Origin of the sequence: Sulfurimonas sp. (assembly GCF_014859695.1) — a bacterium.
In the GTDB taxonomy this organism is placed as follows: Bacteria; Campylobacterota; Campylobacteria; order Campylobacterales; family Sulfurimonadaceae; genus Sulfurimonas.
This window is the reverse complement of the sequence record NZ_JACUTS010000042.1, coordinates 1-16,590: the sequence shown is the minus strand read 5'-3', so window position 1 is coordinate 16,590 and position 16,590 is coordinate 1. Positions and strand designations below refer to the sequence as shown.

At 36.0% G+C, this 16,590-nt stretch carries 14 protein-coding genes and 1 tRNA gene; 7 read left to right on the top strand and 8 right to left on the bottom strand.

Annotation, left to right across the window (positions count from 1 at the left end):
• The 6 genes from IBX42_RS08115 to IBX42_RS08090 all read left to right on the top strand — a co-directional run.
• The coding region (locus IBX42_RS08115) for a hypothetical protein (RefSeq protein WP_294931473.1) at positions 1 to 1,776 on the top strand (1,776 nt) is incomplete at its 5' end.
• On the top strand, positions 1,776 to 2,201 hold the full coding sequence (locus tag IBX42_RS08110) for a hypothetical protein (RefSeq protein ID WP_294931470.1): 426 nt from the start codon (positions 1,776 to 1,778) through the stop codon (positions 2,199 to 2,201). The genes IBX42_RS08115 and IBX42_RS08110, both read left to right, overlap by 1 nt.
• Positions 2,198 to 3,316 carry a zonular occludens toxin domain-containing protein gene (locus IBX42_RS08105; protein ID WP_294931469.1) on the top strand — a complete coding sequence of 373 codons (1,119 nt, stop codon included), beginning with the start codon at positions 2,198 to 2,200 and terminating at the stop codon, positions 3,314 to 3,316. Before IBX42_RS08110 ends, IBX42_RS08105 begins: the two co-directional genes overlap by 4 nt.
• Positions 3,249 to 4,394 carry a hypothetical protein gene (locus IBX42_RS08100; RefSeq protein WP_294931466.1) on the top strand — a complete coding sequence of 382 codons (1,146 nt, stop codon included), beginning with the start codon at positions 3,249 to 3,251 and terminating at the stop codon, positions 4,392 to 4,394. The genes IBX42_RS08105 and IBX42_RS08100 overlap by 68 nt, the downstream gene beginning before the upstream one ends.
• Positions 4,395 to 4,455: 61 nt before the next feature.
• A complete protein-coding gene (locus IBX42_RS08095) occupies positions 4,456 to 5,841 on the top strand; it encodes a hypothetical protein (RefSeq protein ID WP_294931463.1) in 1,386 nt (461 codons plus the stop codon).
• Between the two features lie 222 nt (positions 5,842 to 6,063).
• Positions 6,064 to 6,945 (top strand): site-specific integrase, encoded by an 882-nt coding sequence (locus tag IBX42_RS08090; protein ID WP_294931460.1) that lies wholly within the window; start codon positions 6,064 to 6,066, stop codon positions 6,943 to 6,945.
• A gap of 67 nt (positions 6,946 to 7,012) precedes the next feature.
• Here the strand turns inward: IBX42_RS08090 and IBX42_RS08085 are convergent.
• The 8 genes from IBX42_RS08085 to IBX42_RS08050 all read right to left on the bottom strand — a co-directional run bounded on the left by IBX42_RS08085 (position 7,013) and on the right by IBX42_RS08050 (position 15,762).
• Positions 7,013 to 7,102: transfer RNA gene (locus tag IBX42_RS08085), tRNA-Ser, on the bottom strand.
• 43 nt (positions 7,103 to 7,145) lie between these two features.
• Positions 7,146 to 7,829 (bottom strand): orotidine-5'-phosphate decarboxylase, encoded by a 684-nt coding sequence (gene pyrF / locus IBX42_RS08080; RefSeq protein WP_294931457.1) that lies wholly within the window; start codon positions 7,827 to 7,829, stop codon positions 7,146 to 7,148.
• 76 nt (positions 7,830 to 7,905) lie between these two features.
• Positions 7,906 to 9,864: an acetate--CoA ligase gene (gene acs, locus IBX42_RS08075; protein ID WP_294931454.1), complete on the bottom strand. Its 1,959-nt coding sequence runs from the start codon at positions 9,862 to 9,864 to the stop codon at positions 7,906 to 7,908.
• Positions 9,865 to 9,939: 75 nt separating this feature from the next.
• Entirely contained in the window at positions 9,940 to 10,569 is a 630-nt protein-coding gene (locus IBX42_RS08070) for a 3'-5' exonuclease (RefSeq protein WP_294931451.1), read from the bottom strand.
• Positions 10,570 to 10,571: 2 nt separating this feature from the next.
• The gene (locus tag IBX42_RS08065) at positions 10,572 to 12,386 is read right to left on the bottom strand and encodes a putative nucleotidyltransferase substrate binding domain-containing protein (protein WP_294931448.1); all 1,815 of its coding nucleotides are present in this window, start codon (positions 12,384 to 12,386) and stop codon (positions 10,572 to 10,574) included.
• A gap of 33 nt (positions 12,387 to 12,419) precedes the next feature.
• On the bottom strand, positions 12,420 to 14,084 hold the full coding sequence (locus IBX42_RS08060) for a cation acetate symporter (protein WP_294931476.1): 1,665 nt from the start codon (positions 14,082 to 14,084) through the stop codon (positions 12,420 to 12,422).
• 3 nt (positions 14,085 to 14,087) lie between these two features.
• Positions 14,088 to 14,402, bottom strand: a complete 315-nt coding sequence (locus IBX42_RS08055; RefSeq protein WP_294931445.1) for a DUF485 domain-containing protein — start codon at positions 14,400 to 14,402, stop codon at positions 14,088 to 14,090.
• Between the two features lie 10 nt (positions 14,403 to 14,412).
• The gene (locus IBX42_RS08050; RefSeq protein WP_294931442.1) at positions 14,413 to 15,762 is read right to left on the bottom strand and encodes an OprD family outer membrane porin; all 1,350 of its coding nucleotides are present in this window, start codon (positions 15,760 to 15,762) and stop codon (positions 14,413 to 14,415) included.
• A 247-nt stretch (positions 15,763 to 16,009) separates the two neighbouring features.
• Between IBX42_RS08050 and IBX42_RS08045 the strand changes: the two genes are divergently transcribed.
• The coding region (locus IBX42_RS08045) for a hypothetical protein (protein ID WP_294931439.1) at positions 16,010 to 16,590 on the top strand (581 nt) is incomplete at its 3' end.

Here is a 16,590-nt window from a genome sequence, read left to right as displayed (position 1 = left end):
GTTATTGTAACAAAAGATTGGACTGCGGGGTCTGTAAATTATGGATATTACTATTCTATTGAAGAGGCTCAAGCAGCGGCAGAATCTCAGCTATCTACTCGTTCTTTATCTCCTACTCTTTTAGATTATCATACTGATTATGTTTATTATACGAATGCTCAAACTTTAGATTCTTATTATGGTACTACTTCTTATTTACCCAGCAATAGTGATTATGATATTGTTTACAGTAATTTAGTTGCGACAACTTCTCCAAATGGGACTAGTGCTTGGTATGCTACAATTACTTATAAAGAGAAAAAATATTATTCTTTTCATTACGAGAATCCTACATGTGAATTTGGTGTTTTTGATGAAGAGTTACAATCTTGTCCTTCTCCTCCACAAGATGATTTAGATGATGATAATGATGGTATTCCAAATAAATGCGACCCTGATTATGTAGATTATTTAACCATGGATTGTGATGCTGATGGTATTCCTAATGCTACTGACCCTGATATAGACGGTGACGGTATTCCAAATGAAAATGATAGTAATCCTTTTGTCGCTGGAACTGATGATTTGGATATAGCTTGCAGAGGTGTAGATACTTCTCAAACTAATTCTTTGCCTTTTTCTTTTTCGACATATAGATATCATTCAACTTTCGAGGAATTTAGATGTAGTGCTTTAATATATAATTCTATATATGATTCTGTAGTAAGTCTAAGTGATATTAATGCTCCTTATTGTGAGTACAGTTATTGTTATGTCCATGAAGTTAAAAATGATTGCACCTTAGATTCTTCTTGGTATATGCCGAGCGGTGGCGGTTGGGTTTATTTACCTGGTAGAACAGAAAATGAATGTAATTCTTTAGTAGATGCTGTGAATTATTCTGAAAATTCTTTTCAAATTCCGAAAATTGATTGCCCTGGTCTTTGTTATTTAAAAAAGATTGATGATACTCCTCCGCCAGTAGATACTAATCAAGAAGATACTGATGAATCAATGGGAGCGGTTGATTTAAATTCTACTTCTTCCGATTTAGCACCTTTGTTAAATGCTCAAAACACTACAAATAAACATCTTGATGATTTAAAAGATAAAACTGATATTACTAATAATAATCTTAATGATTTAAAAGATACTTCTAATAGTATTTTAAGTACAAATAAAGATATTAAAAGTGGTATAGATGGTTTAAAATCAAACAGTGATAGTTCTTTAAAAAATCAGTCTGATGGCTTATCAAAGTTAGCTTCTATAAATAGTGCAATAGATGGAGCAAGTAAAAAGATTGGTACTATGTCTGACACAATAACAGGTAATCAAGTAATAGGCAATGGTGCTTTAAGTTCTATTGATGGCAAAATGACTACTAATAATTCTTTACTTACTGATATTAAAGATAGTCTTTCTAGCGATGGTTCTTCTCCTGATACTTCTGCTAGTGATGGTTTTTCTGATTTACTTTCGGGAGATAGTGATTTTATAGATTTTGTGACTAATCAGTTTTCTGATTTTCAAACAAATATTAATTCAAATTTTATAGATATAGAAACACAATATGCAAACGCCAAATCTCTTTTTGATACTTCACTATCTCCTCCTAGTTTTAGTGGTACTTATAATTCATCTTGTTTTTCTTTTAATGTTTTTGGAAAAAGTGTTGTTCTTGATATGTCTTTTTTAAGTGTTGTATCTCCTGTAATTTATTTTATTTTTATGCTAACTTTTATGGTTTTAAATTTTCGTTTTCTTCTTAATCATCTTTTAAGAGGAGATAATTAATGTTTGCAACTTTTGGAGCTATATTATTATCAGTTGGTTTAATCGTAAAATTTATAAAAAATTTATTAGTAAAATATGTTGTTTTTGGTGTGGTTCTTACTTTTCAATTCGGAATTACTGCTGCAACTATTACTTTTGTTCTTGCATTTTATGTTTTTGTAATTACTTCTTTGATTACACTTTATAATTACGGCTTTGAAATTACAAGTTATATGAGTAGTGGTACATCCGGTTTATCTTGTTTTATGGGTTTGCTTGAATTAATTGGTTTTTTACCTGCTGTTAATCAAGGATATACAATATTTTTTGCTTCTTTATCTACTATTTTAGTTTTTCGCTTGATGAGTTTTACTTTTTTTGCTATGCGTATGATTGCTAATGAAGTGTTTAAACTTGGTGTTCTTCTCGGTCAGGCTCTCTCATGATATCTTTTTTTGTTGGTGTTCCTGGAAGCGGTAAAACATATTATGCAGTAGATAAAATATTTAATAATTTTTCTACGGATATAGAAGCAAAAAAAGATAAAAAAGCTACTTATGAGATATGTTATACAAATATAAATGAGTTTGATTTTGGTAAAGTAGAGAATGTTTATCCGCTTGATTTTGATGATTTAAAACGAAAGCTTACTAGATTACATCAGTTTTATAAAGATAAAAAAGATGATGATTTTTTAATTGAAAAGTGTAAAGAGTACAATATATATAATGCTCTTTTTATTGTTGATGAAGCTCATAATAAGTTTGATGCAGATGATAAAGTTTTGATTTGGTGGCTCTCTTATCATAGGCATTTATTTCACGAGATAATTCTTATTACACAAAATCTTACTTTGATAAGACCAAAATATAAAGCTTTTTCAGAGTTTTTTTATAAAGCTTTTCCGCAGTCTCTTACACTTTTCAAGACGCATTTTAAATATAACGTTTATTGTAATTCGAGAATGGCACTAAACGCAAAAAGCGGTTCTATTAAAATTAAACGCAATAAAAAAGTTTTTGAACTCTATAAAAGCGGAGACTCTATCAATTCGCAAAATGTAATTTTAAAAATATTAGGTTTTGCTATAGGACTTTTTATAATCTTAATATTTTTATTTTATTTTTATTCTGAATCTCTTAAATCTTCAAATACCCCAGGGCAAAATGATTTAAACAATACTGCATCTGCTGTCCCATATCCACAAAATTTTCAAACTCAAAATGTTTCTTCTTATGCTCCAGCAAATATTCAAAATAATAGTTCATCTTTCAATTATCAATCTTCTAAACTCTTAGTATTAAGTTGTAATAGTTCTTCTTGTTACAATGAAGATATCACGCTTCCAGTTCCTTTAATAAATCATTTTATAGAAAACAGTGATTTAGATCTTCTTTACACAAATAATATAAATAGTAATTATTTAAAAATATATCTTTCCTCTTCTGAACGTTTTTATAAATTTCTTATCTCAAATAAAGGAGAAAAAGAAGATGAAAAAAAATCTATTAGTAATAATTTGTTTAGCGGTATTTCTTCCCCTATTCCTCAAAGCAGATGAGAATTTAAAAAGTATAACTCTAGTTGATTTTGTGCAGCTTGTATCTACAAATAACAATATAAATATTTTTGTTGATGAAGATTTGAAAAAAGAGAATATATCTTTGTTTGTTCCTCAAAATTTGCCGACACATAATCTTTTTTTTATGTTTAAAAATTCTATGCAGAAACTCGGCTACACTGTAAGTCTTTACGATGATATTTATTATTTGACAAAAGATGAAAAACAACTATTTACATATTTCATAAAGTTAAAATATAACTCTTTTGATAATGTTTCTAAGTATTTGACATTTAAAAAACTTACTTTTCAATTTATAGATACTATTAACACTTTTGTTATATTTTCTGAATCATCAGATATCAATGTTATACAAAATGATATAAATCGGATTGATACTCAAAAAAAGCAAGTTACACTCAAATTTACAATTATAGAGATAAATGCGGATGATTTAAAAAAACAAGGATTTGAATTTTCTTCATCTGTAGAAACATCATCAGGCGATATTCAAAACGTCTTAAATACGTTTATTTTGCCTTTTCAGAGTACTAGCCCTGTTTTCATGCGTTCTACTTTCTACAGTGCTTTAAAGCTCTTCAATGAGTTTAAATTTTTCAAAATAACTCAAAATCCTTATGTGTTGGTTCAAGATAGTAAAAATTTTATATTTCAAGCTGTAAATACTATTCCATATCAGACAAGTAGAACATTAACAGAAGCTACAAATACATCAGAGCAAACAAGCATAGAGTATAAAGATGTCGGGCTCAAAATTATTGGAACTTCGCTTATTTATGATGATTATGTGAATCTTGATTTAGATCTAATTATAGAAGATATATTAAGTACTACAAATAACATCCCTACAACTTACAAACGTCAACTAAAATCAAATTCAAATCTTAAATATGGCGAAGTACTTATCTTAAGCGGAATTAATCAAACCAAAATAAATAAAACAGATTTCTCTATACCTTTTATAAGCAATATTCCATATCTTGGAGAGCTGTTTAAATACAAGAGTGAATCAGAAGTAAAGTCTAATATCTCAATAGCAATAGAGGTAATAAAGTAGTTTTTTAGCCTTTGCTTCATCGTTGCTTTGCGAGCTTGCGAGCAAACAACGGCGAAGCCTCTTGGCTATCTATAAAAAGTTATCGGACACGATTAAAAAAATTGAAATAGGAAGTGACAACATGACAAATTACGGCTTAACAAAATACCAAATACAAAAATCAAAAGAAAAACTCTCAAAAAATAAAGAGTTTATGCATAATAATGGCATACATCTTGATGATAAAATCGTTCCCTTTGCTGATTTTGTGGCAAATAGCTATATGAACGCAGATAGATACATTGCAGAACTGCAACATAGAGCGTGGACCATATACGATTACGCAAAGCAAAAAGATTTAAAAAACGTTTTCATAACTCTCACGCTTCCATCTCATTGGCACCCTAAAAAAACTTATAAAAATAAACTCGTAAATAATAGAAAATTTGCCGGTCGTAAATATATCACTACAATCAATAAAATTAAGTTTCTAAATTGTCATGTAATCCAAAGAGTCCCTTTAATTGAGCCCATTTTGGATTTCAGTAATACGATTGATAAATATACTCCTCGTAATGCTTCTATTGAACTTTCTAAAATGTTAAAAAAGATATTTGATGATAGAAGTTATAAAAATATCGAAAAAGACGATAGATGTTATCTTCGTGTAACAGAGCCTCATAAAGACGGTACGCCTCATCTTCACATTTCTTTGTTTGTTCCTGCTGATAGTGTTGATTCAATCGTTAAAGCGTGTAACCGTCTTTTCCCTGCTCCGCTCTCAAAGGTTGAAACAGATGTAAAGTCGCCTATCTCCTACTTGATGAAATATATTTTAAAAACTCTTGACGATTTAAGAGAAGATAGTGACAAAATAACAAATTTAACGCTTTGGTATTTATATCACGGTATTTGCAGATTTTACACTAGCCGTACTTTTGTAGCTCTTGAAGTGTATCGCAAATTAAACGGTATGTATACGCTCTTGGACTTAACAGCTGCATATCATAGAGAAGATGTCAACGTTTATATTGACTCTGTAACGAAGCAAGTGCGTAGGATAGATAACGAACACGGCACTATTTACAATCGTAAGCCAGTTAATTGGTATGAGAATAGCACTGATTATACTTATCTAGAAGCAGAGTTTGAGCCTCTTTTTATTGAAAAAATTCAGAAACCTATTGATGTAATTATAGGCGATGAAGAGTTTATACTTTTTCAAAAAGATTTAAACAAAGGTAATAAGCTCTCTGATATCTTAAGAAAATCTAATGTAAAACCTTACATGATGAATGATTTACGGCTTTGGGATTATTATCTAAACATAGATATAGAAACCGTAGATTTAAATCATTATGCAAACACAAAAAACATCTTGATAGATAGAGGCTTATTACATGAGCCTAAAATCAATCTGGCTGCATATCAAGATGATTTTTTTAAATTTGAAAGTGAGGTGTTCTGATGTCTTGTATTGTATGTGGTTCTCTTATTAATCAAGGTCTTTACAGACCTAAATCTTATTGTTCAGATAATTGTCGTAATTACATGAAATATAAGAATGCTTTAGAGCGTTGTATATTATCTCTTAATCCTACGTTAAACGCAAAGAAGATTATCAAGGGAGATATGTTTAGATTATCTAATATTGTTAGTAATGGTACCATACTCTCGGAGATAAAAAGTAATGACTAAATTTAATCATTACTCATCACTATTCTTAGACTTCAAAAAGCATGAGTTAAAATTCTCTACTTTAGATAAGTATACAAATATAGTGAGAGATAGATTAAATCCTTTTTTTGGCGAAATGGAAGTAAAAGATATAAAACCTTCTGATGTTAAAAAATGGCTTTATGCTATTAGTGATGTAGGTGGTAAATCTAAACAAATATTTTTAGGTGTTCTCTCCGGTATATTGCAAGAAGCTCTATATGATGAAATTATAGAAAAAAATCCCGTTCGCATGGTTCGACCTCCAAAAAATTCAAAAGAAAAAATCAAACCTTTTACAGCTGATGAAGTAAATCAAATTATGGGTTTAACTTCTAATGACAATTATCGTTTTTATCTTGCTATTGCATTTTATACCGGTATGCGTTCAGGCGAAATCATAGCTTTGAAAAAAACAGATATTGACTTTAAAAAGAACACTATAAAAGTTCAGCGTACTCGTTCAAGATTTGGCGAGAGTACTCCAAAGACTACTTACAGTATAAGAGAAGTTCCTATCATTGAATTGCTTCTGCCATACATTCAAGAGCTCTATAATTTACATGATCATGAATATCTATTTATTACTCAATACAAAAAGCCATATTTAACAACTAATGTCTTTCAAGAGCAGTTTTGGAAACCATCTTTAAAAGAGCTTGGAATTGAGTACAGACGACCTTATAACGCTCGTCATACTTACGCTACAAATATGCTTTATAATAACTTGGTAACACCTGTACAACTTGCACAGCTTTTAGGTCATGCTAATACTCAAATGGTGTTTGATGTTTATGTAAATTATCTTGATACTTTTAACAATGATTTTGACAGAAGTATAAATATTTATAAGTGATTTTGGGTGTGCAAGAGTTTTTTTGATTTTTAAAAAAGTGCTTTAAAGTCCATAAAATAGGGCTTTGTGGTGGACGAGGAGAGATTCGAACTCTCGGTACAGTTACCCGTACGCATCCTTAGCAGGGATGTGGTTTCAGCCGCTCACCCACTCGTCCTTTTGGAGGCTGCAATTATAGTCATATATAGATAATATAGAACTTAAAATTGTTCCAATATTTTTTTAACCACTTCTGAAGGGTTTTGAGAGTTGTAAATAGGACGTCCGACAACAATAAAGTCTACATTTGCGCTCTTTGCATAGGCAACGTCCGCTACTCTTTGCTGATCGCCGGCATCCTCGCCAAATGGGCGAATTCCAGGGGTCAGAGTCATAAAGTTTTTATCCGTAATCTTTTTTATAGATGCGCTCTCATAAGCTGAACAGACAACTCCGTCAAGTCCGCTCTCATGCGCATCTTTTGCAAACTGGTCTGCTTTTTGCGCAATCGGGCTTTCATAAATCTCTACAAACTCCTCTTCGCTAAAAGATGTAAGAGCGGTTACGGCTAGAACAATAGGACGGTTTTCATACTTCTGCAGCCTGCTCATAACCTCTTGCATGGCACGCTTTCCCGCGCTCGCATGAACGTTAAACATATCAACGCCTAGCCCCATAATGGACTCTGCGGCATCCGCCATCGTATTTGGAATATCGTAGAGTTTCAAATCTAAAAATATTTTAAAATCTGGATTTATCTTTTTAATATCCATTAAAAACTCTTCACCATCACGAATATAGCTGCGAAGTCCTACTTTTAGCCAGATATCATGCTCTTTTATTTTATTGATTAAATCTAGATTTTCTTCTTTTGTGGGTAAATCAAGGGCTACGCAAAGTTCCATAACTACTCTTTTTTTTAGGGAAGTATAACATTTGTAAAATTAAATAATCACCCCCTTTAAGAGGAGTGATTTATAACTATTTCTCTTTTGCCAGAGCCGCTATCTTCGCTACGATGCTTGGATCTTCCAGAGTGGAGATATCTTGAGTTATCTCTTCTCCTTTTGCGATTGAGCGGAGGATTCTTCTCATAATCTTTCCTGAACGTGTTTTAGGCAAGCCTGGAACAAATACAATATGGTCGCAAAGAGCAATGTTTCCAATCTCTTTTTTGATGATCTCATTCATCTCTTTCTCGATAGCTTCATAGCTATCAAAGCGGCTCTCCTCAAGAGAGTGCTTCATAACAACATAAGCAAAGATAGACTCCCCTTTAATAGGGTGTGGTCTTCCAACGACTGCAACTTCCGCCACTTCGTCCTCTTTTGCCAATGCCGCTTCAACCTCGGCAGTACCCATTCTGTGTCCGCTTACATTTATAACGTCATCCGTACGTCCAGTAATGGTAATGTAGCCGTCTTCGTCATAGTTTGCACCATCGCCCGTAAAGTATACTCCTCTGCCGTTTTGCTTGACATCACCGAAGTATGACTTTATAAATCTATCTTCATCTCCCCAAATCCCTCTTATCATGGAAGGCCATGGGCGCGTAATACATAAAAACCCGGTATCGCCAGGCTCTTTTTTATTGCCGTCTTTATCGACAATCTCAGCCATAATCCCGGGAAGAGGCAGAGTCGCACAACCTGGCTTAATAGGTGTAGCTCCAGGCAGCGGAGATATAACGTGTCCGCCCGTCTCAGTCTGCCAGTAAGTATCCACGATTGGGCATCTGCCCCCGCCGACCTCTTCATGATACCACTCCCACGCAGGAGGGTCAATAGGCTCGCCAACTGTTCCTAAAACTTTCAGGCTTGAGAGGTCATACTTTAAGGGTTCATGTTCGCCCATATTGTGCAATACTCTTATGGCAGTAGGAGCGGTATAGAATTGACTTATTTTATAATCCTGTACCATCTTCCATGCACGTCCCGCATCCGGATATGTAGGAACACCTTCAAACATAACAGTTGTTGCTCCCATTGCAAGCGGTCCGTAAACTATGTAGGTATGCCCGGTAATCCAGCCGATATCCGCCGTACACCAGTAAGTATCGTTCTCTTTTACGTCGAACACCCACTCCATAGTCATCTGCGCCCAAAGTATGTAGCCAGCTTGATTGTGCTGTACCCCTTTTGGTTTGCCCGTACTTCCCGATGTGTAGAGCAGGAAAAGCGGGTCTTCAGCATCCATCGGCTCAGGCTCACACTCGATAGGTTGATCTTTTATAAGTTCGTCATATGAGAAATCTCTTCCTTCATGCCACTCTATCTTTTCGTTGTTTCTCTTTACAACCAGAACTTTCTCAACTGGAGTTTCACCCTTTATAGCTTCATCAACAACTGGCTTTAGCATATAAGGCTTGCTTTTTCTATAAGCGCCATCAGCGGTAATCACAACCTTTGCATTTGCATCTTGGACTCTGTCTCTAAGTGCTTCAGCCGAAAAACCGCCAAATACTATAGAGTGAATTGCACCGATTCTAGCACATGCAAGCATTGCGTATGCGGCTTCTGGAATCATCGGCATATATATTACGACACGATCACCCTTTTTTACGCCGAAATCGTTTTTTAACAAATTGGCAAAACGGTTTACATTGTAGTAGAGCTCAAGGTATGTGATACTCTGCTTATCTCCTCTGTCACCCTCAAATAAAATAGCGGCTTTGTTTTTACGGCTGCCTAAATGGCGGTCGATACACTGAGTTGAAACATTAAGTTTTCCGCCCTCGAACCACTTAACAAACGGGAAATTGCTCTCATCCATTACATTCTTAAATGGCTCTATCCAATCAATCTTCTCTTTTGCAAAACCGCCCCAAAAACCCTCATAATCATCAGTTGCCGCATCCATTAGCTCCTGATATTCACACATATTTTTTATTCTTGCATCTTTTGCAAACTCTCTGCTTGGTTTAAATATCTCTTTTTTCATTACTGCTTCCTTGTTCTTATTTAATTTTAAACGATGTCGGAAGTAATTCCGCCATCTACGCTAGCCGCTGTGGCACTAAAGCTTGCCTCTATTCGAGGCAGAAGTTAGTTTTAGGTATATCATAGCCGTCATAATAGCGTCGTTGACGGCATTGTGCGCTCCCATATTTGGGATATTGCAACTTTTAAGTATTGTATCAAACCGTAAATCAATATTTCCTTGAGGAATCAATGAAATCGTTTTGTCAAAATATATTTCAGATACTTCAATCATTCTGTTTGGAAGAGTTATGCCGAGCATCTCTTTAGTGTACTTGTTTATCATGCTTACGTCAAACTCCAAATAGTATCCTACAAGTGGTCTTGAACCCACAAAATTTAAAAACTCTACAATGCCCTCCTTTGTTGTTTTTGCATCCTTTAAATCAAACGGACGAATCCCGTGAATCTTGATACTGTTTGAGCTTATCTCTTTGGAGTTTTTCAAAAAAACCTCAAAAGTTTGTGACGTAAGAATTTTGTTATCTTTAATCTTTACGGCACCGATTGAGAGTATCTCATCCTTTTTTGGATTGAGTCCCGTTGTTTCGGTATCTATGACAACGAACTCTCCGCTTATGTCCTCTTCAAAGAGAAACTCAAAATTTTTGTCTTTGAGCTTTTTACGATTTTTATTGACTTTAAACTTGGAGATAAAATCAAACATCGCTAAACAACCATATTTAGATGAAAATGGAAACTCATAAATTTTTTAAATTTATTTATGATTTTAAAGCTGTCTTTTAACAGATCTCTATCAATTTTCTCCAACTTCTTAGGGTTAATGTAGTTGCTCTCTTCAATATTTTTTGCCTCCAGCATCGCTTTGAGGCGGATAGAACTAAGCGTGTCAAAACTCTCAATCAGCTCAGTAGCAAATGTTTTGTCTATAACACCAATGTTGTTTAGCTCTTTGATTCTCTCAATAGTGTTTGTTGCGTCAATGGCATGTTTAAGACTTAGCGTTCTTACGCCGTGAACCAGAGCAAAAATACCGCCCTTTTTTAAGTCAAGTCTATTGTTATGCTCTTTTTCTATAACAAACCCCGAAAATATAGAGAGCGGAGTGTCAAAGTTCAAAATCGCTTTTGCGATGTGTGCTAAAACATCATCTCTTGCATAGAAGTTATTGTGAAGATGCGCTCTCAACTCTTTAAGCAAAGAGCAATCTCCGACCACGCATTTTGAGTCCAAAAATATGCTTAAGTTCTGAACACTCCCATCACTCATGTCATAGGTCCATTTGTCTATAAGAGATTTATATGAAGCCACACTTCTTCGCCAAAACTCATTGCTTACCATCACATCTCCGCTACACTTTGGAAATCCAAGTTCAAGCAGCTGTCTGTTTAACTCCATCATTGGTTCTCTAAATAGCTCCACATCTACACCGTCTCTGATAACAAGTGCGTTGTCCTGGTCACTCTTTATGGTCTGCTCTTCTCTGCCTTCGCTTCCCATGAGAACAAGGGCGCAATCTTTTTGCAGACTCTCTTCTACACACATCTCAAAGAGTTTTTTATATATTTTTTCATTTAAAGAGGAGAGGAGCTTTGTTATGTATCTTACCTTGACCCCTTTAGCTCTAAGTGAGACTATAAGGTTTTTAAAATCACCTCCAAGTGCTTTTAAGTCGTCAAATTTTTGCGCTTTGTCTATCTGCACGGCTATGAGGTGCGAGTGGTTTGCAAAATAACTAAGCAAATCAAGCTGTTCTAAAACACCGACTATCTTCTCATCCTCTTTTACCACTACCCTCTTTATCTCTTTTTGAGTCATAAGCAAAAGCGCGTTAAATAAAAAGTCGTTTTTTTCTATGGTGATGAGATTATGCGTAGCAATTTTATGAATCTCATCTTCTGTGGAGATTCCGCCCAGTAAAACCCTCTCTCTCAAGTCAGTGTCCGTGACGATTCCAAAATCATCTCTGTACTTCACTATGATAACGTTTGTTTTTAGCTCTTTTTGCTTTTTTAGAGCACTCTTAATCGACTCTTTTTCATCTACTATGCATGCGTTATGCAGAAAAATATCGCGGACTCTTGCTATTAAAAACGGAGTAAGTTCGCTTTGTGAAGAGTAGTTTTTTAGATGTTGATGACGCTCTATAAAATCTTTTAAAAAAAATCCCTGAACGCTTTTGTCCTGCATGAGGTCTATAAAATCCTCTTTTTTTATCTCATAGCAGATCAGATCCTCTTCTACTATGAAATCGCCGTTTGCCTTCTCATAGATGAGCGCATCCGCGTCAAAGCTGTCTCCCGCATTGAAGAGCGTGTAAATCTCCCCGTCTATCATCTCTTTTACCGAGCCTTTTATGATGATATAAAAGGCAACGGATGGAAGATTTTTTGAGATAAGAAGCGTCTCTTTTGGGTAGTAAGCTATGTCAATCTTCTTCATAAGATTATCCAAAGTAATCGGGCTTAAAAGCTCAAAAGGGTGGATAGACTCTATAAGTTTTCTCTGATCAAGTATGCTCATAAATCCGCTCCTCCTTTTATATTTTCTCTCATTTTAGTGCTCAGAAGCACCCTCTGCGCCGATACCTGTCTGCGCTCTTATGTATTGAGCTTCAAAAGCCTCTGCCTCATCTTTTGCCCCCTGTGAGTTATCTGTTACAGAGAAGATGTATGTTCCTAAAAATGCCACTATTACAGAGAAGAGTGCCGGATATTTATAAGGAAAGATTGCAGTTGCATTTCCCAATATATCAACCCATACAATCGGACCGAGTATTACAAGAATGACAGCAGTTGCCAAACCAAGACTACCGCCGATTACCGCACCGCGAGTAGTTAATCCTCTCCAGTACATTGAAAGGAAAAGAATAGGAAAGTTCGCAGATGCCGCAATAGCAAACGCAAGACCTACAACAAAAGCGATGTTTTGCTGCTCAAATAAGATACCCATTATAATTGCAACTATTCCCAAAACAACGGTAGCCACTTTAGAGACCTTCATCTCTGTAATCGAATCAACTTGACCCTTTTTAATTACAGACGCATAAAGGTCGTGAGAGATTGCGGAAGCACCTGCGAGTGTCAGACCTGAGACAACCGCCAAAATCGTAGCAAAAGCAACTGCTGAGATAAAGCCTAGGAAGAAGTCTCCACCGACTGCATGACTTAGGTGAATAGCCGCCATATTGTTTCCGCCAAATATCGGATATCCGCCATCTATAGCCTGTTTTGCAAGGTCTAGGTACTGAGGATTTTGAAAGACCATAACAATAGCACCAAAACCGATAATAAACGTGAGTATATAGAAGTAACCGATAAAGCCTGTCGCATAAAAGACCGACTTTCTTGCCTCTTTAGCGTCACTTACCGTAAAAAATCTCATAAGTATATGAGGTAAACCCGCAACACCGAAGATGAGCGCGACCGCAAGTGAAATTGCCGATACAGGGTCGCTTACAAGACCACCCGGGCTCATAATCTCTATGCCTTTTAACTCTGTTGCATGAGCAAAAAGTTCTCCAAAGTTAAAGTTGTAGTGCGCCATAACTGCGACTGCCATAAATGTAGCACCCGAGAGCAGTAAAAATGCTTTTATAATCTGAACCCAAGTAGTTGCCAGCATTCCGCCAAAAGTTACATAAAGTATCATCAAGACACCGACGATGATTACAGCCACCTCATACTGAAGTCCAAAAAGAAGCTGAATAAGCTTGCCTGAACCGACCATTTGAGCAATAAGATACAAAATTACCGTTGCAATAGAGCCCGATGCCGCCAAAATACGGATAGGAGTCTGTCTAAGTCTGTATGACGCGACGTCTGCAAAAGTGTACTTACCAAGATTTCTCAGAGGTTCTGCAATCATAAAGAGTATAATCGGCCAACCGACCAAAAATCCTATAGAGTAGATAAGACCATCATAACCGTTAAGATATACAAGTCCAGATATTCCAAGGAATGATGCCGCCGACATGTAGTCGCCCGCAATCGCCATACCGTTTTGAAAACCGGTAATTCCGCCGCCTGCCGTGTAGAAATCTTTTGCACTCTTTGTACGTTTTGCCGCCCAGTATGTTATGCCTAAAGTGGCACCTACAAAGATCACAAACATTACAATCGCAGGAACGTTAAGATCTTTTTTTATAGCTTCGCCTTCAATCGCACCTGCTGCAAAAACTCCTACCGTCCCGAGGATTAAAAATAAAAATATTCTACTCATCATCTACTTTTCCCTTACCGATTCTTTAATTTTGTTGTTTAAATCATCAAATTCGCCGTTTGCTCTTTTTGTATATATACCGGTTAAGATAAAAGCAAAAAATATAACAGCCATTCCAACAGGAATACCAACCGTTGTAACAGTGTCGCTTGAGAGAGGCGTTCCCAACAGTGAAGGCTCAAACGCTATGGTTAATATAAATGCAAAGTAGACCACCAGCATTATTATTGTAAGTTTTATGGAAAATGAGCTTCTTTTTGAAACCAACTCTTGATAATTTGGATCGTTTTTAATCTTTTCAACCATCTCTTTTTGCATCTAATTCTCCTTAAAAATTGTAGTTTGCGATAAATCTGTACTCATTCCAGCCTGTTTTTCCGGCTGCACTCTGTGCAAACGCTCTTGGAAAGTTCCCGCGTAGGCGAAGTTGAAGATTTTTCACAACCTTTGGGTTGTATATAGCATCAAATCCAGCTTCACTTGCTGTTCTCTCATCGCCGTATCCGCTGTTTGCATCCATATCAAACTCTGTATAGTATGCAACTGCTGTAAGGTTAGCACCCATATCTTTAAAGTTATATGATGCCACCACTTTTGCCGCTTCTGTTCCCGCTAAGAACATGTGACGTGTTACCATTCCCTGGGTATATGCCGGCATACCGCCCCATGGAGAGATGATAGCATTTGTTACACCACCATCAGCTGCCTCCGCTGCACTGTTTTTGCCTGTTTTAGAGTACGCAAACGAAAGGTCAAAATTTTCTACTTTTACGCCAAATTTTGCTGCAGCGTATAGACTGTCTATCTCTCCGCCAAACTCATCGCCTACAGAGTTTTCTTTGATAATCTGCACACCGGCGTAGGGCTTTAGCGCATCGGTTACAAGACACTTCCATGAGTAGTTTGCCTCGCCGTAGATAGTGTTCATGATGTCATGAGCATAGTAGTCCCAAAGCTGAAGTTTGAGATTTTCAATCCCTATATATGTAGCCGAAGCCATAGTGATACCGTCTGTTTTTTCATCAAACGCATACGTCCCGACATTTGTAAAACTTCCGACATGATTTAAACTGTCATCGTAAGAGTAACCGGAAGTAGCCGACAAAAGCGCATTTGGAGCATTAGCTGCGGCATTATATACCCTGCCGAAAGTTCCCTGCGCAAATTTTGTTACATGACCGAGTGTCAATATTGTGTTTGGGATATCTCTGTTTGTAAGCAGATACGCTTCAAAGAGGTTTGGAATCATTCTCGCATCATCATCGCCTAGCATCGGAGTTACCAACTTTTGGCGACCGCCTTTGAATGTCGTGTTTTCATGCTTATACTGCAGATAAGCTTCGCCAAGAATCGAGTAGCCCTCATTACCCTTGCCAAAAAGTGTCGGATCTACAGTTCTGCGAGAATCTACTTCATGTGTAGTATAAAATGCGGCACCCAAACTAACTCCGTTTAACTCCGCGGTCTCATACTTCAAGTGTCCGCCTACTGCAGTAGAACCTCTGTGAGTTTGGTTTCCCGCACTCCCCTGATACTCTCTATCTATATAAAACATGCGAAGTTGTCCGCTGGCTTTTCCCTCGGAAAACATGCTGTTTAAATCTTCTGCCGCGCTAAGAGCAGTGGTTGATACAGCAAATCCCATTGCCGCAATACTAAGCGCTATCTCCTTTTTCATACCTCTCCCTTTTATTATCACCCTAATCCTAAAATAGGAAAATAGCATGAACGTAGCATTGGCATTAAATATCATAATTTTGGTTTTTGGTTCTATAAAATGTGTAAAATGGTAACCTATTTTTAATATTTAATTTAGCTTAAGAAAAATGTCTCTGTGTTTCAAAGAAATAAGCTCTAAATCTTTTGCATTATAATTATTTTTTAGCGATAATGTATTGAAATTTTTTTATAAAAGGTGGAACAAGATGAAAGAAGTAATAAATATATATAGAAAACAAAAAATAAATGTAGACTATTTTGTCAAAAGACTCATTGAGAGTTTCCCAAAAGACTACATGTCAGAAGCACAAAACATACTAAAACAGTACCGCTATATTCAGCTGATGTACGGAGTAGACTGTGAGTATAAACAGACAACTCCTATCATGTTTAGAAAAGGATCAGATGCCTCTCACATTGGAAGCGACAAGAGTCACTATTTTGTGAAGCTGCGCTTAGATGAAAATGGAATCTACATATCAAATCCATACATCCATTATAAAACAGGCAAAGCAAGCATATCCATCGTTCATTTTATAAACTCCACATACTATATTTTTGATATAGATCTTATTATTCTATTGGAAGAGCTTAAGCTCATAGAGTACAACAGCTTTCATGACAAGGTAAAGCGGATTATCTACTTTTTCGGCTCCACGGCACTGGCTTTGGTCGCTGTTGCTCTTATAGGGTACGGGGTGTTTGTCTTTTTTCTTCTTATGACCTCTTTGGCAACATCCGACTTTTTGCATGACATATTTAGATCCATAATATCCATAACGCTGGG